Source organism: uncultured Fibrobacter sp. (genome assembly GCF_937877005.1).
Lineage (GTDB): Bacteria > Fibrobacterota > Fibrobacteria > Fibrobacterales > Fibrobacteraceae > Fibrobacter.
The window spans coordinates 1-17861 of record NZ_CALEFV010000338.1 but is presented as its reverse complement, the minus strand read 5'-3'; the positions used below and the strand labels follow the sequence as shown (position 1 = coordinate 17861).

The window sequence follows — 17861 nt, the reverse complement described above, 5'->3', positions numbered from 1 at the left end:
TTGCAGCGTGCCACACGTCTTTAGCAACATAAAGATCGGAGTATTCATCGCTGCCGTCAATTTCCTTATCCAGGGAATTTCCTTTTTTGTCCAAAACTTTATTGCAAAAAATCTAGGGCACTCCGAATACGGCTTTTTCGGGCTCCTCCAGACGGACTATTCCATTTTCTGTTCCATCGCCGATTTCGGCATGAGCACCCTCATCCTCGCCTTTTTTGGAATGCGCGCGACAGAAGGATCCCTCTTCAGGCACGTGCTGCAGCTACGATTCCTGTGCACCCTCGCGGTAGCGGCCATCATGGCCATATTCGCCGTCGTCGTACGGCACGACCATCCCATATTCTACGGCGAACTCATCCTCACCTTCGGACTCCTTTTCCAGCATGCGTTCTTCGACTGGTACTTTATCTGCGGCAAGTTCTGGAAAAAGCTATTCCTTTCGAAGCTGCTGCATTCCATCTCCTACATGGCAGTCATGGGATTTGCGCTCCTATACCTGAAAGTCGACAAAATCGAGCATATCGCCCTCGCCATGGTCATCGCAGCTCTCCCCGCCTTCTTCTTCGGCGTAAGCCAGGCCCTCGACGCCACCCTTTTGCGACTCACGCGCCGCACGTTCCGCTTCATAGGCCTAATGCTCAAGGCGGGCTTTCCCTATGCCATCTCCAGTTTCGCGACCTTCGCCTATATTCCCGTGGGCCTCTATGTCGCCGACCGTTTCGCCACGGCCGAATTCCTGAGCGCCTACAATTTCGGTCACAAGATACTCGTCCTATGCTCCGGCATCATGGTCCACTTCATATCGTCGAACCTGGTGAGCCAGCACATGTCCAGGGACAAGGATATCCATGTCAGGGAAATTTTAATCTTCACGACATTCATCGCGGCATGCGCCTGTCCGCTGTGGCTGTTCCCCGAACAGTTCCTGCGGCTACTATTCTTCGCCGTCAACTGGACCGACGGTTCGCTCGCCTGCAGCGCCGCAATCCTCCGCATACTATCGCTGTCGCTCCTGTTCCAGGCAGCACGCATGTCCATGATTTCGGGACTACTCAAGAACAAGGCCGTGTGGGCCTACGCCATTATCGTAAGCAGTGCCGGTTTTTGCAACATCGTCGCCTGTAGCGCCGCAGGCAGGTTCCTGCCCAACAGCTACATTCCGCTATTCGCCCTGACTGGCGACGTGATCATTAGCGTCATCCTTCTGGGCTACTATCTGCACCGGCGCGCACTTCGATGGTAACAGCCCGCCGCCCGAGCTCAAGGTACAGACCAGGACAAAGAAGCCGATCCATACCCAGTACATGCTCTGCTTGTAGCCTGTCGTAAAGTTCCACAGGATAATCCACATCATGAATACGCACATGACGAGAATCCCCAGGGGACTTTTCACCTGCGCCATGTGGCGGTAGCACCAGGTAAACAGTATTCCAAAGAAGAACGGCATAAAGAACAGCCCCACGAGCCCGAAGTCCTTGTAAGCGTCCCACAGGTAGGGAATCGTGTTCAGGCCCTCCACCTTGACGATACTCTCGTTGAAGGGAGTGTCCCAGCCAAAGCTCGTCTGGATACCGTCGCCAATCTGCATCAGGTGCGTAATGCCGTAAAAGGCGTCGACACCGTAAGTCCATTCATGCTCGAACGCATCGCTCGGCCGGTTGAAAGCGTAGTCCAGGTTCCAGTAGTTGTTCGCCACGTACATGTACGGAAGCAGCGCCACCATCTTGACCATCTTGTTGTCCATGAGGTCCTTCGAAGTCGATTCGCCGTACTGTCCCTTCAGCGAGGCGACCGCCACGAAGAACACCAGGATAAAGGCGCCGAGGACCGCGAGAATCTTCCAGGTGAACCTGCCATGCAGATAGTTGTAAAGCAGAAGGACCATGCCCAGGCAGAGCATGTTGATACCGCGGCTCGGGAAGGTCATGAAGCTCAGAATCATCGTGAATACCACCATGAAGCGCGACGCGTAACGCACCCAGCGCACCGGATTCACCGACTTGAACGACGCAACCGCGAAAAGGCCTACCACCATGGCACCCGAAGTGAAATAGTCCGCGAACTTGAGCACGGGACTGTCCTTGCCCGAAAGCCAGAACGAAGGCTTGTCCGTGAGCAGCACCAGGTTTCCCGCCACCGAGATGACGCCGATGACGCCAATCATGAAATACGCAAAGGCAAGGAAACTGACACAAAAATGAGTCTGCCAGTTGTACTGGCCATGAAGCGAAAGCGTCCTGGGTAGCCGCGGCCCGCCCTTGGACTCCCACGCCATCTCGGTAAGCACGGAACCACCAATAAAGGCAGCCATGCCGCCACCCCACACGAGCCAGGTGTTTATCTTGAAATCCGTCATGGCGGGCATCAGCTTGAGGTAGGCCACCCCGAGCATGACCATCTGCACCAGGAAATAAAGAACGGACGGACGGAAGAAATCAGATTTGAACCAGGAGACCACCAGCAGGACTACCGCGGCGAGCGCGAACATCACGCACGACTCCGGAGATGCCGCCAAGTTGATATCCATAATGGCTACCGCCTACCGGCGCCAGAACGCCAGTCTCTTGAGAAGGAGTTCCCATTCGGCTGCGGTGCCGGACTTTTTCTCGCGCTCGTTGCGCATGAACTCGAGGAAATTCGCAACCAGGGTCGCAAGCAGGAACGAGACGAACGTCGTGAACATCAGGAGAATACCGCGTCTCGGACGAACCTTCTTGTCGTTTTCCCAGGGCGGTTCCAGCACGTGCAGGTTCGTGAGCATCTTCGCCTCTTCGAGGCGCATCTGTTCACTCTGCTGGCGCAGGAGCTTGTACATGGCTTCCTGCACGCGGATTTCCGTTTCGCGGCGCATATACTCGGCTGCAAGTTCCGGCGACTTCTTGAGCGCCACCATGCCCATATTCTCGTGCTTGCCCTTAAGCGCCCCGTTCACGGCAGCATTCACGCTCTGGTAACGCTTGGAGAGCTCCTCGTAGCGCTTGCTCTTCTCGCCACGGTCGGCCTTCTCGAAAGCCATCTCGATGGCGACCTCCTCGCGGGTCGTCTGCAGGGCGCCCAGATACTTGAGCGTCGCTTCCATCTGGATTTCGGGGTCATAGAAATTGTTGTCGGCCTGGAACTTGACAAAGTCGTTGAGCAGCGAATCGATGTTCCTTTCGCAAGAATCGAGCCTGCTCTGGAAATAAATCCTGGACTGGCGCGCCTGTGAAGTCTTGAACGCATTGTAGGCGGAGTCAGCCTTTTCCAGAATGAACTGCACCATCTTCGCTGCAAGCTTGTAATCCTTGTCTTCGATCGAGATTGCAAACATGTCCTCCTTGTTCATCTCGACACCGAAGTTCTTCCTGAATTCCTTGAGCAAGTCCGCATGGAAATCTCCGTCGAACTCATAGTGCTCCGCCAGGTTGAATTCCTTGATAACCTGATCGTGAAGTTCCCAGGAACAGAGGATCGTCCACACCGCGTTCACGTCCTCGTCGCTAGAGGAAAGGCCTAGCAGCGAACCCATTCCACCGGACATTCCGCCGAGCATGGAACTCAGATTGCCCATGGTGTTCTGCGTAGATGCCGGCGGCGTCACGACGGCCTGGGCAGCGTAAATAGGCTTGATAATCCACATCACCGCGACAAAGACCGCGAGCGTGGGCAAAAGGACAATGAAAGCGCACAGCTTGAAGTGCTTCAGGTCGTTGTTCAACAACCGAAGGCATATCTCCACAAGTCCTACTGATTCGTGCTTTTCCATAAATTACTTGTAGTTGACGTAAATGATGAATGCCGAAGAAATCACCGTCAAGAGCGACGCTAGGAACAACGTGAAATCCTTGAACGACTCGTAATGGCTCTTGGGAATCTCGATGTAGTCTCCCGGCAGGATCTGGTCTTCCGTCACGCTCATCTTGAGCGCCTTGGGATCCTTGCCGCGCCAGACCTTGACCTGGTTCCAGGAACCCGTAATCGTGTTGATGCCTGCGGCACCGATATAGTCGATAGCATGCCACGACGGATTGTAGGGGAAGCGGCCGATATAGTTCACGGCTCCGCCCACGTATACGAGCATGTCCTGCACGGAAAATTCCGCTTCCGAATTGGGCGCAATCGTCGTCTGTCTCATTTCGGACAAGGATACCCAGCGGGGAGCCTGGCCGGGTTCCCTGATGCAAACCGCCTTGTAACCCATGTTGTTCATGCGATTGCCGCCGGCGAGGTCAAAATAGTCCTGCAGCGTGCGGCCTTCCTGGTAGGTAAGCGCCGTCCTGTAGCCCGGGAAAATCAAGGTGATGTTGTCGCCGACATCGATATAGGGAACGAACACGCGGTCACCCTGGACAAGCATGATGTCGTCATCGAAATTACCCTTCGCAGCCATCGCGCTATAGTTCACGTGAATCGTGTCCTTGCCGCGGAACACCATGAAGTCCTCGGTATTCGCGTTCGGGAGCGTTCCGCCGATCTGGCGCATAAAGTAGCTAAGACGCGTCTGCGGATCCACCTGGTGCTGGCCTACAAGTACGACAGCGCCCATGACGTTCACCCTGAACTTTTTCAGGGCGGCAAGCTGCACGAAACATTCCTCGCGCTTATAGCGCTTCGAAAGCAAGTCAAGAATCAGTTCGCGAGCCTCGTTGACGGTCTTGCCGCCAACCTGCACCGAGCCGCACTCTTCCACGGCAATGGAACCATCGGGGTATACCTGCACCGAGAGGTAATTCGATTCGAACATCAAGTCAAAATAGTCGCCGGGGCCAATGACATAGTCGGAATCCACGGGCGATTCCGCATAGGCAGGTTCCAGCGCCACCGAGCTACGCGAAGCAGGTCCCACGCCCGAAGAACCCAGCACGGAAGCCTTGAACAGGCTACCGCCACCGCTGTCGTCTGCAAAGGCAAAAGCGACCATCAACAATAAGAAAGCGATAAAACGATACATGTCTTAAAAAAATACAAAAAAGTACTTTCACAAAAAAAGGACCCGACTTGAATCGGGTCCCTTTTCAATCTTTAGGCAAAGATCAATTAAGCCTTGCTTTCGCCTTCGACCATGCTCACAGCTTCAGCCTTGGCGGGTTCGGCAGCCTTCTTGGTCTTCACGACGATTTCGTCTTCGACGAGACCGACGAGAGCCATTTCGGATGCGTCACCGGCGCGGTTCGGGCCGAGCTTGATGATGCGAGTATAGCCACCGTTGCGGGAAGCGTAGCGAGGACCAATCGTAGCGAAGAGGTCCTGCACGGCCTTCGGGCTCATCACGAAGCGGGAAGCTTCACGACGTGCAGAAAGGTCGCCCTTCTTTGCATAAGTAACCATGCGATCCACGCAGCCGCGAACGAGCTTGGCCTTGTGGAGAGTCGTGCGCACGTAGCGGGCAGACTGTTCAGCTTCCATGCCCTTCTCGATAATGGAAGTGGTAAGGGCGCGGAGGATGGCACGCTTGTGCTGGGCATTCACGCCCAATTTCTTGTTTTTTACACCGTGTCTCATTTTTAATCCTTCAAGTATTCATCGACGTCCATGCCAAAGGAAAGGCCCATCGACGTCAACACCTCGTTAAGTTCCACCAAGGACTTCCGACCGAAGTTCTTGTATTTAAGCATATCGTTTTCCTTGTTGCGCACAAGTTCGCCAACGGTATGGATGTTGGCCATACGGAGGCAGTTGCTCGAGCGAACGGAAAGTTCCAGGTCGTCCACACGGGTGCGGAGCTGCTGGGCGATACGCTGACGTTCTTCGTCCATTTCCAGTTCTTCGGGGCTTTCGAGATCACCTTCGAAGTTGATGAAGATTTCCAGGTGGTCCATGAGGAGCTTCGCAGCGTATGCGAGAGCGTCTTCAGGATCGATGGAACCATCAGTCGTAATCTCAAGTTCCAGACGGTTGTAGTCCGTCTTCTGGCCCACGCGGGTATCGCTGATGTGCATCGCGACTTTCTGCACCGGGTTGAAGTTCGCATCCATGGCGATAACGCCAATCGGAGCGTCCTTGTCCTTCAACTCGTCGGCAGTGACATAGCCGCGGCCGCTGGAAATCTTCACTTCCAGGGAAAGCGACGCGTTACCGTTCAAAGTTGCAATATGAACATCCGGAGTCAGAATAGCGACATTCGGATTGTCCATGAAGTCCTTGGCCGTGACTTCGCCTTCGCCGGACATGTCCAGGCGGAGCGTTTCGTCATGGTCGGACAGGAGCTTGACGCGGATGCTCTTAAGATTCAGGATAATGTCGGTGACATCTTCCTTGACACCCGGGAGCGTCGAAAATTCCTTGTCTACGCCTTCAATTTTCACGGAGACAATAGCCGCACCCTGCAGGGAGGAAAGGAGCGAACGACGGAGGGCGTTACCGAGGGTGATTCCCCAGCCACGTTCCAAAGCCTCTACGACAAACTTGGCGTAGCGACCATCTTCGCCGGTTTCCACTTTCTGGAAGCTGCGCGGCATCTGAAGTGATTTCCACATCATTGGCGATACCTCTTTGAATTAGACTCTTCTCTTCTTTTTAGGACGGCAACCATTGTGCGGAACGCCCGTCACGTCTCGAATAGAGAGAACTTCGAGGCCCGCATTCTTGATAGCGCGGACGGCGGATTCACGACCACCACCGGCACCCTTGACGCGGACATCTACCTTGCGCATGCCGAGATCGAAAGCCTTGTGGGCAGCGACTTCAGCGGCGAGCTGGGCAGCAAACGGTGTGCTCTTGCGAGAGCCCTTGAAACCGGAGTTACCGGGAGAGCCCCAAGCGACCACGTTACCGCGAGCATCGGTGATAGAAACGATTGTATTGTTGAAGGAAGCGAACACGCAGGCGATACCCTGGATATCAATGCGCTTCTTGCCCTTCTTGACCTTGACTTCTTCAGCAGCAGCGACCGGAGCTTCGGCAGCGGCAGCAGTTTCCTTAATTTCTTCTTCAGCCACGAGGAATCTCCTTACTTCTTCTTGTTAGCCACAGTTTTCTTGGGGCCCTTACGAGTGCGGGCGTTGGTGCGGGAACGCTGACCGCGGACCGGAAGGCCCTTGCGGTGGCGGATGCCGCGATAGCAGCCAATATCCTGCAGACGCTTAATGTTCAAGGTAATTTCTGCGCGGAGCTGACCTTCCACGGAGTATTCGTCTTCCAAGAGATGGCGAATCTTACCTTGTTCTTCTTCAGTCAGGTCGTCACACTTCTTGTTCTTGTCAATGCCCAGCTGAGCACAGACCTTGTTAGCGGTGAACAGACCGACACCATAGATTGCCGTCAGACCGTATTCAACAGTCTTGTTTTTCGGTAAATCGACACCAGCGATACGTGCCATACGATCTCCTTATCCCTGCTTCTGCTTGTGACGGGGGTTCTTCGAACAGATGATGCGCAATACACCCTTACGACGGATGATCTTGCAGTTTTCACACCTGGGTTTGATGGAGGCTTTGATTTTCATAGGTTTGACCTTTCTTTGAAAATACCTATTACTTGTAACGGTATGTGATTCTTCCACGATTCAGATCGTAGGGAGAAATTTCTACCAACACTTTGTCGTCCGGCAAAATTCGGATGAAATGCCGACGCATTTTTCCAGAAACATGAGCGAGAATCTCGTGGCCATTTCCGAGTTGGACACGGAAGAAAGCGTTGGGGAGAGCTTCCAACACAACACCTTCTACTTGTATGCCTTCTTCTTTAGCCACTAAGACGCCATCCTGCCGCGGATGCGGCCATGCTTGAGGAAACCTTCATAATTCTTGGTATGCAGTTGGGCTTCGAGTTGACGAAGCGTATCCAACGCCACACCGACCACGATAAGCACCGAGGTGCCCCCAATATAGAAACTCATATTGAGTGCGTCTTTCAGGTGGAGCGGTCCGACGCTGATTAGAGCGAGGAACAGCGAACCCGGAAGAGAAATTCGGGTCAAAACATGGTCTATGTACTCTGCGGTCTGCTTACCCGGACGGTATCCCGGTATAAATCCACCACTTCTCTTGAGGTTTTCGGCAATGTCGTTAGGGTTGTACTGGATTGCCGTGTAGAAGTAGGTGAAGAATATAATCAGGAGGCCAAAGATCACGCTATAGGTGATATGACCCGGGATGAATGCGGCCGCAAAGGACTGCATCGCAGAAACATTCGGGAACCAGGAAGCGATCATGGCCGGAATGAACATGATACACGACGCAAAGATCACGGGAATCACGCCAGCAGTATTCACCTTGAAAGGCAGATAGCTGGACTGGCCGCCCACGACCTTGGAACCGACTGTCCTACGAGGACTTTGGAGTGGAATGCGACGGTTCGCCTGCTCCACGAAAACGATAAAGCCGACAATCAGCACCACGATCGCCAAGATGAAGATCTCGATGGCGAGGGGCTGGATGTCTTCCTTAAACATTTCGATTTCTGCAAGGGCAGCCCGCGGAAGGCCACCGACGATACCGGCGAAGATGATAAGAGAAATACCGTTACCCACACCGTGCGAGGTAATCTGCTCGCCCAGGTACATCACGAAGATCGTACCGGCGGTGAAGGTCAGGGTAGCTAGTAAACGGAAACCGATGTTTCCGGCACCAGAAGCGAAGTCATCAGCCAAGACCGACACTCCGGCACCGGTAGCGGTTGTCACCTTAAGTGACGAAAGCCACACGGAAATGCCCCATCCCTGCAGGGCAGCGAGCGCCACCGTAAAGTAACGGGTATACTGGTTCAGCTTTGCGCGCCCTTCCTGGCCTTCCTTCTGCAACATCTGGATGGCGGGAATAACGGAGCCCATCAACTGAATGATGATGCTCGCGCTAATGTAGGGCATGATACCCAGGGCGAAGATGGTGGCCTTTGCAAAGGCACCGCCCGTGAAGGAGTCATACAGGCCGAACAAATTATTCGAGTTACGGAAGTATTCCGCGAGCACCGCAGAATTCACTCCGGGGATGGTGATGTGCGCACCAATGCGATAAACGATCAAAAGACCGAGCGTAAAAAGGAGCTTCTTACGCAGGTCTTCAATCTTAAAAGCATTGATGAACGCATCTATGGCTTTCTTGAGAGCTTCCATTAGATGATCTCGACTTTGCCGCCAGCAGCTTCAATCACGGCCTTGGCCTTTTCGCTGATGGCGTTAACCTTTACATTGATTGCCTTGTCAATGGTACCAAAAGCGAGGACCTTGATGGGCAGTTCGATGTTCTTGATGAAACCCTGGTCAAACATTGCCTGGGCGTCGAAATCCGTCACGCTGCAAGAAGCGAGCTTCTTGATGTTGACGATCTGGAATTCAACACCGGCGTGCTTGAAGCCACGCTTCGGGATGCGACGGTGAATCGGCATCTGGCCGCCTTCGAAGGCGACACGACCGGCCTTAGCACTCTTACGAGCGCCGGCACCCTTCTGGCCACGACCAGCGGTGGTGCCCCAACCGGAACCCGGACCGCGACCGATACGCTTGCGGCTCTTGCCCTTGGCAGCCTTGCCAGGATTGAGAGTATTGAGTTCCATCTTAGATCTCCTCGACCGTCACCATGTCACGCACGGCATTGATCATGCCCTGGATGCTGGGGGTCAAAACGTGTTCAACAGACTGTCCGATCTTGCGGAGGCCGAGAGCAGCCACGTTGGAGCGGTGCATCGGCAGACGGCGGACAGTACCCTTTTTCAAAGTAATACGAACTTTCTTCATCGTGTATTACTCCTTAGACGCTGGCACCGCGGAGAGCGGCGCAGTCCTGTTTGTTCTTCTGGGCCAAGAGACCTTCGAGGCAGGCGCGCACGACGGTGCTCGGATTGGAAGAACCGTGAATCTTGGTGAGGATGTTGCGCACACCGGCCAGTTCGAGAACGGCACGGGCGGCAGCACCGGCGATAACGCCAGTACCCGGAGCAGCCGGCATCAGGAGGATGCGGGTAGCGCCGCTCTTCACTTCGATGTCGTGGGGAATGGTGCCGTCGAGAAGCTGCACTTCAACGATGTTACGCTGAGCGGCTTCGGTACCCTTGCGGATAGCTTCGGAAACTTCCTTAGCCTTGCCGAGACCAACACCGACCTTGCCGTTCTTGTTGCCAACGACAACGAGAGCGGAGAAGGACATACGGCGACCGCCCTTGACGGTCTTTGCGCAACGGTTGATGTGTACAACCTTGTCTTCAAATTCAGAAACTTGAGCTTCGCGTTCCAAAGTGTACCTCACTAGAATTTGAGTCCGCCTTCACGAGCTCCCTCAGCGAGAGCCTGAACGCGACCGTGATAGATGTAACCGCCGCGGTCAAAGACCACGGATTCAATGCCCTTGGACTTGGCGACTTCAGCAATCTGGAGACCGAGCTGCTTGCTCTGTTCCGACTTCGTCATTTCACCGAACTTGCTCTGGAATTCCTTAGCAGTCGTGGTGAGCTGGACGAGAGACTTGTTGTTTTCGTCGTCGATAATCTGGGCCACCATGTGGGACAAGGAACGGCGAACAGCCAAACGAGGGCATTCTGCAGTTCCGACAACAGACTTGCGTACGCGTTCGTGGCGTGCGATTCTGGACTGGATTCTTTTCTTAGCAATTGCAGTCATAGTTTACCCTTATTTACCTGTCTTCTTACCTTGCTTACGACGGACAATTTCGCCTTCGTACTTGATGCCCTTGCCCTTATACGGTTCAGGCTTCCTGTACTTGCGGATTTCTGCCGCAGCCTGGCCAACCTTCTGCTTGTCGATGCCCTTGATGGAGATCTTCAGCGGGTCAACAGCCTTGAGTTCAACGCCTTCCGGGGCCTTGAAGATAACCGGATGAGAGAAGCCGAGAACCAGGTTGAGGTCCTTGCCCTTCTGTTCCACACGGTAACCAACGCCGACGATTTCGAGCGTCTTCTGGAAACCCTTGGTCACGCCTTCGACCATGTTGGCAACGAGAGCGCGAGTAGTGCCATGGATGGCACGGGTGAACTTCTGATCGTCAGGACGGGAGAAGGAAAGCTGGTTGCCATCGAGCTTGATTGCAATCAGTTCATGAACGTCGGTCTCGAGCTTGCCGAGAGGACCTTCCACCTTGATGTTCTGACCATTGACGGCGACTTTCACGCCGGCCGGGATATTGATAATAGCTTTACCGATACGGGACATCTTTACCATACCTTTGCGATGACTTCGCCACCCACCTTCTGTTCGCGGGCTTCGTGGTCAGTCATGACACCTTTAGATGTGGAGATGATAGCATAGCCAAGGCCATTGCGAACGCGCGGAAGCTTTGCTGCGTCAACATAGTGACGAAGACCCGGCGTAGAGACGCGCTGGATACCCTGGATAGCGGATTCGCCCTTCGTGTAGCGGAGGAGGACCTTGAGGATGCCCTGCTTACCGTCTTCGACGACGACGAACTTTTTAATGAAACCTTTTTCCTGCAACACGCGAGCGATTTCACGCTTCAAGTTGCTGGCAGGAATGTCCACCACGGGGAGCTTTGCCGAAGCGGCATTGCGGATACGGGTGAGCATATCGGCGATAGGATCTGTCATTGCCATGAGTATACTCTCCTTACCAAGACGACTTTGTGATACCGGGGATTTCGCCGGCGAGTGCCATTTCGCGGAAGCAAATACGGCAAAGGCCAAAGCGGCGCATAAAGGCGTGCGGCCTACCGCAACGCTTGCAACGGTTGTACCCACGAACGGTATACTTCGGAGTACGCTTGCATTTTTCAATCATTCTTCTGCTTGCCATGGTATTACCTTACTTCCTGAAGGGGAGTCCAAGTTCTTCGAGCAGGGCGCGGCCTTCGTCGTCCGTCTTAGCGGTCGTCACGAAGGAGATGTCCATACCGAAAGTACGAGAAACCTTGTCAATATCGATTTCGACGAAGATCGTCTGTTCCTTGATGCCGAGGGTAAAGTTACCCATGCCGTCAAAGCCACGACGTGCGAGACCACGGAAGTCGCGGACACGCGGAAGGTCGATGTTGATGAGGCGGAAGAGGAAGTCCCACATGTTGTCGCCGTGCAGGGTAACCTTAGCACCGATGCCGATGCCTTCGCGCAGATGGAACTGAGCGATAGCCTTCTTGGCGTTGGTGACGACAGCCTTCTGGCCGGTAATAGCGGTCAGAGTGTCGACGGCTTCATCCAGGATCTTGCGGTTAGAGGCGGCAGCGCCGACACCCATGTTGAGCACGATCTTCTGGAGGCGGGGAATTTCCATCACGTTCTTGTAAGCAAACTTCTGCTGCAAGGCCGGAACTACTTTTTCGAGATAAAATTGCTTCATCTGGTTCATGTGTTACCTCTAGATAGCCTTGCCGGACTTGACGCTCACGCGCGTTGCCTTCTTGCCGGCTTCGCGCACGATACGGGTACGGACAGGAGTGTTGCCTTCGAGGAGCATCACGTTGGAAATGTCGATCGGCAGTTCCTTTTCGATGATGCCACCCGTCTGATTGGTCTGGGACGGCTTTTCATGACGCTTGCGGACGTTCACGCCCGAAACGGTCACCTTGCCACCCTTGACACTAATCACGGTGCCGGTCTTGCCCTTGTTGGCACCGGAAATCACCTTGACGTTATCATTCTTCTTGATGTTTGCCATTAGAGAACCTCAGGTGCGAGGGAGATGATCTTCATGTATTTCTTGTCACGGAGCTCACGAGCCACCGGTCCAAAAATACGGGTTCCACGGGGTTCGCCATCCTTGTTGATGAGAACCACGGCATTGTCCGAGAAACGGATGAACGTTCCATCCGGACGTGCGATTTCCTTGCGCGTGCGAACGACGACAGCGTCAGCTACGGAACCCTTCTTCACCTTGCTCTGGGGGATTGCGTCCTTGACGGCAACCTTGATGACATCACCGATGCTGGCATAGCGACGGTTGGTGCCACCCAAAACGCGGATGCAGGCGACTTCCTTGGCTCCACTGTTATCGGCCACGACGAGTCTGGTTTCTTCTTGAATCATATTCGCCTTACTCCAAAACGATTATTTCTTCTTAGCTACAACGCGAACGAGGCGCCAGCGCTTCGTCGCAGAGAGCGGACGAGTTTCCATGATTTCCACCAGGTCGCCTTCGCCGGCTTCGTTGTTTTCATCGTGAGCCTTGAGCTTCTTGGTGGTGGTCATGATCTTGTTGTACACCGGGTGACGCTTACGGTTTTCAACTACGACAGTGATGGTCTTGTCCATCTTGTCAGAGCTGACGACACCCTGTCTTACCTTACGAAGGTTTCTATCCATTTCCTGCTCCTGCCCGGCTTATGCCTTGGCCTTTTCGGTGAGGATGGTCTTGACCCTAGCGATATCCTTGCGGGTATTGCGGATCGAAGAGGGTTTTTCCAAGTTACCGAGCTTGGCAGCCATACGGTAATTGAACAAATCGAGATTCAACTGAGCCAGTTTTTCCTTGAGCTGGTCAACGCCCAGTTCCTTTAATTCACGTGCCTTCATTAGATCTCCGATTCTTCGATGATTTTGCACTTGAGGGGGAGCTTCTGCGAAGCGACATGGAGAGCTTCCATGGCGAGTTCACGTTCGACACCACCCATTTCGAAAATGATGCGACCCGGGAGGATAACGGCTGCCCAGAATTCGACGGCGCCCTTACCCTTACCCATACGGGCTTCAGCAGGGTGACGGGTTACCGGCTTGTCGGGGAAGACGCGGATCCAGACGCGGCCACCGCGCTTGATCTTACGAGTCATGGCGATACGAGCGGCTTCAATCTGACGAGCAGTCAGCCAGCACTTTTCAAGAGCCTGAATGCCGAATTCGCCGAAGGCGATGGAATTACCGCGGGAGGCGACACCCTTCATGCGGCCTTTCATCTGCTTACGATGTAATGTTCTTTTAGGACTCAGCATAATTACTTCTCTCTCTTGTTATCATTCATGACGTCCTTGCCAATCTTTTCGCCGTGCATGATCCACACCTTGATACCGATGGCACCATAGACGGTCTTGGCGATAGCAGTAGCGTAATCGATGTCGGCACGGAGAGTGTGCAGAGGCACGCGGCCTTCGGCATACTTTTCGACGCGGGCGATTTCGGCACCGCCGAGGCGGCCACCGCACTGCACCTTGATACCTTCCACACCCATGCGCATAGCGGACTGGATGGCGCGCTTCATGGCGCGACGGAAGGAAATACGCTTTTCGAGCTGACGAGCGATGTTTTCAGCAACCAGCTTGGCATCCGTTTCGGGACGCTTGATTTCCTGGACGTTAATATAGATTTCTTTACCGGTGAGGAACTGGAGTTCGCCCTTGAGCTTGTCCAATTCTTCGCCCTTACGGCCAATCACGATTCCCGGACGGGCGGTAAAGAGGTTGACGTTCACCTTCTTGACGGTGCGTTCGATGCCGACCTTGGAAAGGGAGGCATGTTCAAAACGCTTCATCAAGTAGCGACGGAGCACGATGTCTTCATAAAGAAGATCGGCAAACTTGTCTTCGGCATACCACTTGGATTCCCAGCCGCGGATGACGCCAAGACGAAGACCATTCGGATGAGTTTTCTGACCCATTGTAATTACTCCTTGTTGGCCACAACGACTGTGATGTGAGAGAGCGGCTTTTCGATACGGAAAGCACGGCCCTGGGAACGGGGGTGGATACGCTTCATGATGGTACCGCCATCGGCCGTGATGGTCTTGACGACCAGTTCTTCGGCAGCGACAGCACCGGCGGCCTTCTGCTTGAAGTTAGCGACAGCGGACTTCAGAGCATTTTCGACCAGCGGGGCACCCTTGGTCTGCGTGTGGAGAATAGAAAGCATTGCGAATGCTTCAGCAACGGACTTGCCGCGAACCAGGTCGACGACGCGACGCAGCTTGCGAACACCGTAACGGACGTTTTTCACTTTAGCAACAGCTTGCATTATTTCTTTCCTCCAGCGGCGGTTTCAGTCTTACGGTGACCGCGGAAAGTGCGGGTCATGGAGAATTCACCCAGCTTGTGGCCGACCATGTTTTCGGTCACGTACACGGGAATGAACTGCTTGCCGTTGTAGACGGAGAACGTAAGTCCGACCATATCAGGAATGATGGTGGAACGACGGGACCAGGTCTTGATAGCCTGTTTCTTGTCGGAACCGGCCATCGCCTGGGCTTTGCTTAGAACGTGGGAATCCACGAAAGCACCTTTCTTAAGGGATCTGGACATGAATTAGGCCCTCTTCTGACGACGACGTACGATAAACTTATCGGTACGCTTATTGTTACGAGTTTTGGCACCCTTGGAGTTCTTACCCCACGGAGAGCACGGATGACGACCACCAGAGGTACGACCTTCACCACCACCGAGGGGGTGATCGACCGGGTTCATAACGACACCGCGGACAGACGGGCGAATGCCGAGCCAGCGAGAGCGGCCTGCAGAACCCGAGGATTCATTCATGTGATCGATATTGGAAACCTGACCAACAGTGGCAAGGCATTCTTCCGGGATGTAGCGAACTTCGCCACTCGGAAGCTTTACCTGGCAGAGCTTGCCATCCTTGGCAACCAGTTCGGCACCGGCACCAGCGGAACGAGCAATCTGGGCACCCTTGCCCGGTTTCATTTCGATGTTGTGGATAACAGTGTTCAGCGGAATATCGCGGAGCGGGATTGCGTTACCGACGCGGAATTCGGCACCTTCGCCGGAATTCAGCACATCACCGACCTTGACATCGTTCGGGGCGATGATGTAGCAGCGCTTGCCGTTCTGGTACTTGACCAGGGCGATACGGGCTGTACGGTTCGGATCGTATTCGATCGTTTCGACAGTGCAGGGGATGCCTGCGAACTTGCGCTTGAAATCGATGATACGATACAGTTTCTTGTGACCACCACCGCGACGGCGGGAGGTGATTTCACCGGCGTTGTTACGGCCGGAGCTACGCTTGATGCCTTCGGTGAGCGGCTTGTACGGCTTTTCCGCAGTGATTTCCTTGCGGTCACCAATCTGCTTGTAGCGCAGCGTCGGGGTAAGCGGGCGATAAGACTTCAGACCCATGATTATACTCCTTCGAACTCGGCAATCTTTTGCCCGGCCTTAAGCGTGATGTAGGCCTTCTTCCAGTTGGACTTCTTGCCGGCGACCATGCCCATACGAACGCGCTTCATCTTGCCGCGGTTGATAAGGGTGTTGACGGAATCGACCTTGACATTGAAACGCTTTTCGATAGCGTCCTTGATCTCGGTCTTCGTTGCGGTCTTGGCAACCTTGAATACATACTTGTGCACGTCATTACGAACGACAGCCATCGTCTTGGCAGAAGCTTCGGTAATGTGCGGAGCAACCAGAATTTCGTGAATTTCACTCATTAGCGGCCTCCTTCCAGTTCGGCGAGAGCTGCCTGGGAGATGACGACGTTGTTGGCGCGAACGATGTCGTAAGTGTTGACATCGGCAACGCGTGCGCAACGGCACCAAGGAATGTTGTTAGAAGACAGGTAAAGGTTCTTGTCAGCTTCGCTCACGAGGAAGAGAGCGTTGCGCTGTTCGAGACCGGCCTTGTTCAGGACGGCGAGGAGATCCTTGGTCTTCGGGGCGTTGAAAGCGAGAGCTTCGAACACCTGCACCTTGCCTTCGGCAGCCTTAGCAGCGAGAGCAGAGCGGAAAGCGATCTTCTTGACCTTCTTGTTTACCTTTTCGAAATAGTCATGGGACTTCGGACCGTGAGCCTTGGCACCGCGAACCCACACTGCGGAGGTGTTCTGACCGGAACGGGCGCGACCCGTGCCCTTCTGCTTCCAGGGCTTCTGACCACCACCGCTGACCGAGGACTTGTTCTTGGTCTGGGCAGTGCCTTGACGGTTGTTGTTCAGGATAGCCTTGATATGCAAATACATGCAGACCTTGTTGACTTCCTGGTCGAACATGGCCGGGAGCTGAATATCATTCTTAAAATCGCCAGTAGCGGCGAAAAGCTTTGCAGTAGCCATTAGTCTTTCCTCACCACGATGATGCTGTTCTTTGCACCGGGGACAGCGCCACGGACAAAGATCAGGTTGCGGTCGCCGTCAACCTTGACGACCTGGAGGTGCTTCACGGTCACTTTCTTGTTACCGAACTGACCGGCCATACGCTTGCCCGGGAAAACGCGGCCCGGATAAGAGTGAGCGGACGTACCACCCGGTTCGCGCATGTTGTGCGTACCGTGAGAACGAGGACCGCTGTGGAAGTTATGGCGCTTGATGGTACCGGAGAAGCCGTGACCCTTGGAGAGGCCAGAGACGTTCACCATCTTGGCATCGGCGAAGTCGGCTGCACCGAATTCCTTGCCAACCGGCCAGGCTTCGAGATCAGCGACATCGAATTCAGCGAGGTGTTCACGAACAGCGACTTCAGCCTTCTTGAAGTGGCCGATTTCTGCCTTGTTGGCACGCTGTTCTTTCTTGAGACCAAAGCCGATTTGGACAGCAGTGTAACCGTCCTTCTCTTCTGTCTTATGGCAAACGACCACGCACGGACCGGCTTCGAGAACCGTTACAGGGACGCGTTCGCCCTGTTCCGTGAACACTTGGGTCATTCCCAATTTCTTTGCGAGAATACCGTTCATTGTTATTAAACCTTAATTTCGACTTCAATGCCTGCGGGCAAGTCAAGTTTCATGAGGGAATCTACAGTCTGCGGCGTAGCATCAAGGATGTCGATAAGACGCTTGTGCGTACGGGATTCGAACTGTTCACGAGAAGTCTTGTCGATATGCGGAGAGCGGATCACCGTATACTTCTGGATCTTCGTCGGGAGAGGGATGGGGCCTGCAATGCGGGCACCAGTGTTCTTAGCTGTATTCACGATGTCTTGAGCGGAGCGGTCGATCATACGATGATCGAAGCTCTTCAAGCGAATACGAATGCGTTCACCAGCCATGATAATTCCTTACTTGATGATTTCGGTTACGGAGCCAGCGCCAACGGTACGGCCACCTTCGCGG

General features: G+C 54.2%; 32 protein-coding genes. 1 reads left to right on the top strand and 31 read right to left on the bottom strand.

Translation table 11 applies throughout. From position 1 onward, the window contains the following. Window positions 1–7 precede the first annotated feature (7 nt). Window positions 8–1243 (top strand): hypothetical protein, encoded by a 1236-nt coding sequence (locus Q0628_RS15130; protein ID WP_298772404.1) that lies wholly within the window; start codon window positions 8–10, stop codon window positions 1241–1243. Here Q0628_RS15130 and Q0628_RS15125 read toward each other — a convergent pair. The 31 genes from Q0628_RS15125 to rpsJ all read right to left on the bottom strand — a co-directional run bounded on the left by Q0628_RS15125 (window position 1163) and on the right by rpsJ (window position 17797). Continuing rightward, complete coding sequence (locus Q0628_RS15125) at window positions 1163–2527, bottom strand: O-antigen polymerase (RefSeq protein ID WP_298772402.1); 1365 nt, start codon at window positions 2525–2527, stop codon at window positions 1163–1165. The two genes, Q0628_RS15130 and Q0628_RS15125, sit on opposite strands and share 81 nt — an antisense overlap. Before the next feature lie 12 nt (window positions 2528–2539). Then, entirely contained in the window at window positions 2540–3745 is a 1206-nt protein-coding gene (locus tag Q0628_RS15120) for a lipopolysaccharide biosynthesis protein (protein WP_298772400.1), read from the bottom strand. A gap of 3 nt (window positions 3746–3748) precedes the next feature. Further along, a complete protein-coding gene (locus tag Q0628_RS15115; RefSeq protein WP_298772398.1) occupies window positions 3749–4930 on the bottom strand; it encodes a polysaccharide biosynthesis/export family protein in 1182 nt (393 codons plus the stop codon). Window positions 4931–5016: 86 nt separating this feature from the next. Next, complete coding sequence (rplQ, locus tag Q0628_RS15110) at window positions 5017–5481, bottom strand: 50S ribosomal protein L17 (protein WP_298772396.1); 465 nt, start codon at window positions 5479–5481, stop codon at window positions 5017–5019. Window positions 5482–5483: 2 nt separating this feature from the next. Beyond that, entirely contained in the window at window positions 5484–6458 is a 975-nt protein-coding gene (locus tag Q0628_RS15105) for a DNA-directed RNA polymerase subunit alpha (RefSeq protein WP_298772394.1), read from the bottom strand. A gap of 18 nt (window positions 6459–6476) precedes the next feature. Next, window positions 6477–6917, bottom strand: coding sequence for a 30S ribosomal protein S11 (rpsK, locus tag Q0628_RS15100; RefSeq protein WP_366979172.1), 441 nt, complete (start codon window positions 6915–6917; stop codon window positions 6477–6479). Between the two features lie 11 nt (window positions 6918–6928). After that, the gene (gene rpsM, locus Q0628_RS15095; protein ID WP_072799956.1) at window positions 6929–7297 is read right to left on the bottom strand and encodes a 30S ribosomal protein S13; all 369 of its coding nucleotides are present in this window, start codon (window positions 7295–7297) and stop codon (window positions 6929–6931) included. A gap of 9 nt (window positions 7298–7306) precedes the next feature. After that, a complete protein-coding gene (gene rpmJ, locus Q0628_RS15090) occupies window positions 7307–7423 on the bottom strand; it encodes a 50S ribosomal protein L36 (RefSeq protein WP_014546097.1) in 117 nt (38 codons plus the stop codon). Window positions 7424–7451: 28 nt separating this feature from the next. After that, entirely contained in the window at window positions 7452–7670 is a 219-nt protein-coding gene (gene infA / locus Q0628_RS15085) for a translation initiation factor IF-1 (protein ID WP_014546098.1), read from the bottom strand. Continuing rightward, a complete protein-coding gene (secY, locus tag Q0628_RS15080; protein WP_298772391.1) occupies window positions 7670–9031 on the bottom strand; it encodes a preprotein translocase subunit SecY in 1362 nt (453 codons plus the stop codon). The genes infA and secY overlap by 1 nt, the downstream gene beginning before the upstream one ends. After that, on the bottom strand, window positions 9031–9471 hold the full coding sequence (gene rplO / locus Q0628_RS15075; protein ID WP_298772390.1) for a 50S ribosomal protein L15: 441 nt from the start codon (window positions 9469–9471) through the stop codon (window positions 9031–9033). The genes secY and rplO overlap by 1 nt, the downstream gene beginning before the upstream one ends. 1 nt (window position 9472) lies before the next feature. Then, window positions 9473–9652 carry a 50S ribosomal protein L30 gene (rpmD, locus tag Q0628_RS15070; protein ID WP_298772388.1) on the bottom strand — a complete coding sequence of 60 codons (180 nt, stop codon included), beginning with the start codon at window positions 9650–9652 and terminating at the stop codon, window positions 9473–9475. Window positions 9653–9665: 13 nt separating this feature from the next. Further along, entirely contained in the window at window positions 9666–10148 is a 483-nt protein-coding gene (gene rpsE, locus Q0628_RS15065; protein WP_298772437.1) for a 30S ribosomal protein S5, read from the bottom strand. 11 nt (window positions 10149–10159) lie between these two features. Next, entirely contained in the window at window positions 10160–10531 is a 372-nt protein-coding gene (gene rplR / locus Q0628_RS15060) for a 50S ribosomal protein L18 (protein ID WP_298772387.1), read from the bottom strand. Between the two features lie 9 nt (window positions 10532–10540). Continuing rightward, the gene (gene rplF, locus Q0628_RS15055; protein WP_298772435.1) at window positions 10541–11080 is read right to left on the bottom strand and encodes a 50S ribosomal protein L6; all 540 of its coding nucleotides are present in this window, start codon (window positions 11078–11080) and stop codon (window positions 10541–10543) included. Between the two features lie 2 nt (window positions 11081–11082). Continuing rightward, on the bottom strand, window positions 11083–11478 hold the full coding sequence (rpsH, locus tag Q0628_RS15050) for a 30S ribosomal protein S8 (protein ID WP_298772385.1): 396 nt from the start codon (window positions 11476–11478) through the stop codon (window positions 11083–11085). Window positions 11479–11491: 13 nt separating this feature from the next. Continuing rightward, window positions 11492–11677, bottom strand: coding sequence for a type Z 30S ribosomal protein S14 (locus tag Q0628_RS15045; protein ID WP_014546106.1), 186 nt, complete (start codon window positions 11675–11677; stop codon window positions 11492–11494). A gap of 9 nt (window positions 11678–11686) precedes the next feature. Next, on the bottom strand, window positions 11687–12226 hold the full coding sequence (rplE, locus tag Q0628_RS15040; protein ID WP_298772382.1) for a 50S ribosomal protein L5: 540 nt from the start codon (window positions 12224–12226) through the stop codon (window positions 11687–11689). Window positions 12227–12235: 9 nt separating this feature from the next. Next, window positions 12236–12535: a 50S ribosomal protein L24 gene (rplX, locus tag Q0628_RS15035; protein WP_298772380.1), complete on the bottom strand. Its 300-nt coding sequence runs from the start codon at window positions 12533–12535 to the stop codon at window positions 12236–12238. Further along, on the bottom strand, window positions 12535–12903 hold the full coding sequence (gene rplN / locus Q0628_RS15030; protein WP_072799946.1) for a 50S ribosomal protein L14: 369 nt from the start codon (window positions 12901–12903) through the stop codon (window positions 12535–12537). Before rplN ends, rplX begins: the two co-directional genes overlap by 1 nt. A 21-nt stretch (window positions 12904–12924) precedes the next feature. Beyond that, window positions 12925–13179, bottom strand: a complete 255-nt coding sequence (gene rpsQ / locus Q0628_RS15025; protein WP_088626646.1) for a 30S ribosomal protein S17 — start codon at window positions 13177–13179, stop codon at window positions 12925–12927. Between the two features lie 18 nt (window positions 13180–13197). Then, window positions 13198–13389, bottom strand: a complete 192-nt coding sequence (gene rpmC, locus Q0628_RS15020; protein ID WP_072799944.1) for a 50S ribosomal protein L29 — start codon at window positions 13387–13389, stop codon at window positions 13198–13200. Beyond that, complete coding sequence (gene rplP / locus Q0628_RS15015; RefSeq protein ID WP_298772378.1) at window positions 13389–13802, bottom strand: 50S ribosomal protein L16; 414 nt, start codon at window positions 13800–13802, stop codon at window positions 13389–13391. The genes rpmC and rplP overlap by 1 nt, the downstream gene beginning before the upstream one ends. Window positions 13803–13804: 2 nt before the next feature. Continuing rightward, window positions 13805–14464, bottom strand: a complete 660-nt coding sequence (gene rpsC / locus Q0628_RS15010; RefSeq protein WP_298772375.1) for a 30S ribosomal protein S3 — start codon at window positions 14462–14464, stop codon at window positions 13805–13807. Window positions 14465–14469: 5 nt separating this feature from the next. Beyond that, the gene (gene rplV, locus Q0628_RS15005) at window positions 14470–14817 is read right to left on the bottom strand and encodes a 50S ribosomal protein L22 (protein ID WP_072799941.1); all 348 of its coding nucleotides are present in this window, start codon (window positions 14815–14817) and stop codon (window positions 14470–14472) included. Beyond that, window positions 14817–15101, bottom strand: coding sequence for a 30S ribosomal protein S19 (gene rpsS / locus Q0628_RS15000; protein WP_072980626.1), 285 nt, complete (start codon window positions 15099–15101; stop codon window positions 14817–14819). Before rpsS ends, rplV begins: the two co-directional genes overlap by 1 nt. A gap of 3 nt (window positions 15102–15104) precedes the next feature. Continuing rightward, on the bottom strand, window positions 15105–15935 hold the full coding sequence (gene rplB / locus Q0628_RS14995; protein WP_298772373.1) for a 50S ribosomal protein L2: 831 nt from the start codon (window positions 15933–15935) through the stop codon (window positions 15105–15107). A 2-nt stretch (window positions 15936–15937) separates the two neighbouring features. Further along, on the bottom strand, window positions 15938–16246 hold the full coding sequence (rplW, locus tag Q0628_RS14990; RefSeq protein WP_298772371.1) for a 50S ribosomal protein L23: 309 nt from the start codon (window positions 16244–16246) through the stop codon (window positions 15938–15940). Beyond that, complete coding sequence (gene rplD, locus Q0628_RS14985) at window positions 16246–16866, bottom strand: 50S ribosomal protein L4 (RefSeq protein ID WP_298772369.1); 621 nt, start codon at window positions 16864–16866, stop codon at window positions 16246–16248. Before rplD ends, rplW begins: the two co-directional genes overlap by 1 nt. After that, on the bottom strand, window positions 16866–17483 hold the full coding sequence (rplC, locus tag Q0628_RS14980) for a 50S ribosomal protein L3 (protein WP_298772367.1): 618 nt from the start codon (window positions 17481–17483) through the stop codon (window positions 16866–16868). The genes rplD and rplC overlap by 1 nt, the downstream gene beginning before the upstream one ends. Window positions 17484–17488: 5 nt before the next feature. Then, window positions 17489–17797 (bottom strand): 30S ribosomal protein S10, encoded by a 309-nt coding sequence (gene rpsJ / locus Q0628_RS14975; RefSeq protein WP_297700583.1) that lies wholly within the window; start codon window positions 17795–17797, stop codon window positions 17489–17491. Window positions 17798–17861 lie beyond the last annotated feature (64 nt).

Bases quoted from the DNA above. Each gene is read 5' to 3' on its own strand.
- Q0628_RS15125 (WP_298772402.1), bottom strand. From the start codon at position 2,527: ATGGATATCAACTTGGCGGCATCTCCGGAGTCGTGCGTGATGTTCGCG.
- Q0628_RS15120 (WP_298772400.1), bottom strand. From the start codon at position 3,745: ATGGAAAAGCACGAATCAGTAGGACTTGTGGAGATATGCCTTCGGTTG.
- Q0628_RS15115 (WP_298772398.1), bottom strand. From the start codon at position 4,930: ATGTATCGTTTTATCGCTTTCTTATTGTTGATGGTCGCTTTTGCCTTT.
- rplQ (WP_298772396.1), bottom strand. From the start codon at position 5,481: ATGAGACACGGTGTAAAAAACAAGAAATTGGGCGTGAATGCCCAGCAC.
- Q0628_RS15105 (WP_298772394.1), bottom strand. From the start codon at position 6,458: ATGATGTGGAAATCACTTCAGATGCCGCGCAGCTTCCAGAAAGTGGAA.
- rpsM (WP_072799956.1), bottom strand. From the start codon at position 7,297: ATGGCACGTATCGCTGGTGTCGATTTACCGAAAAACAAGACTGTTGAA.
- rpmJ (WP_014546097.1), bottom strand. From the start codon at position 7,423: ATGAAAATCAAAGCCTCCATCAAACCCAGGTGTGAAAACTGCAAGATC.
- secY (WP_298772391.1), bottom strand. From the start codon at position 9,031: ATGGAAGCTCTCAAGAAAGCCATAGATGCGTTCATCAATGCTTTTAAG.
- rplO (WP_298772390.1), bottom strand. From the start codon at position 9,471: ATGGAACTCAATACTCTCAATCCTGGCAAGGCTGCCAAGGGCAAGAGC.
- rpmD (WP_298772388.1), bottom strand. From the start codon at position 9,652: ATGAAGAAAGTTCGTATTACTTTGAAAAAGGGTACTGTCCGCCGTCTG.
- rplR (WP_298772387.1), bottom strand. From the start codon at position 10,531: ATGACTGCAATTGCTAAGAAAAGAATCCAGTCCAGAATCGCACGCCAC.
- rplF (WP_298772435.1), bottom strand. From the start codon at position 11,080: ATGTCCCGTATCGGTAAAGCTATTATCAATATCCCGGCCGGCGTGAAA.
- rpsH (WP_298772385.1), bottom strand. From the start codon at position 11,478: ATGGCAATGACAGATCCTATCGCCGATATGCTCACCCGTATCCGCAAT.
- Q0628_RS15045 (WP_014546106.1), bottom strand. From the start codon at position 11,677: ATGGCAAGCAGAAGAATGATTGAAAAATGCAAGCGTACTCCGAAGTAT.
- rplE (WP_298772382.1), bottom strand. From the start codon at position 12,226: ATGAACCAGATGAAGCAATTTTATCTCGAAAAAGTAGTTCCGGCCTTG.
- rplX (WP_298772380.1), bottom strand. From the start codon at position 12,535: ATGGCAAACATCAAGAAGAATGATAACGTCAAGGTGATTTCCGGTGCC.
- rplN (WP_072799946.1), bottom strand. From the start codon at position 12,903: ATGATTCAAGAAGAAACCAGACTCGTCGTGGCCGATAACAGTGGAGCC.
- rpsQ (WP_088626646.1), bottom strand. From the start codon at position 13,179: ATGGATAGAAACCTTCGTAAGGTAAGACAGGGTGTCGTCAGCTCTGAC.
- rpmC (WP_072799944.1), bottom strand. From the start codon at position 13,389: ATGAAGGCACGTGAATTAAAGGAACTGGGCGTTGACCAGCTCAAGGAA.
- rplP (WP_298772378.1), bottom strand. From the start codon at position 13,802: ATGCTGAGTCCTAAAAGAACATTACATCGTAAGCAGATGAAAGGCCGC.
- rpsC (WP_298772375.1), bottom strand. From the start codon at position 14,464: ATGGGTCAGAAAACTCATCCGAATGGTCTTCGTCTTGGCGTCATCCGC.
- rplV (WP_072799941.1), bottom strand. From the start codon at position 14,817: ATGCAAGCTGTTGCTAAAGTGAAAAACGTCCGTTACGGTGTTCGCAAG.
- rpsS (WP_072980626.1), bottom strand. From the start codon at position 15,101: ATGTCCAGATCCCTTAAGAAAGGTGCTTTCGTGGATTCCCACGTTCTA.
- rplB (WP_298772373.1), bottom strand. From the start codon at position 15,935: ATGGGTCTGAAGTCTTATCGCCCGCTTACCCCGACGCTGCGCTACAAG.
- rplW (WP_298772371.1), bottom strand. From the start codon at position 16,246: ATGAGTGAAATTCACGAAATTCTGGTTGCTCCGCACATTACCGAAGCT.
- rplD (WP_298772369.1), bottom strand. From the start codon at position 16,866: ATGGCTACTGCAAAGCTTTTCGCCGCTACTGGCGATTTTAAGAATGAT.
- rplC (WP_298772367.1), bottom strand. From the start codon at position 17,483: ATGAACGGTATTCTCGCAAAGAAATTGGGAATGACCCAAGTGTTCACG.
- rpsJ (WP_297700583.1), bottom strand. From the start codon at position 17,797: ATGGCTGGTGAACGCATTCGTATTCGCTTGAAGAGCTTCGATCATCGT.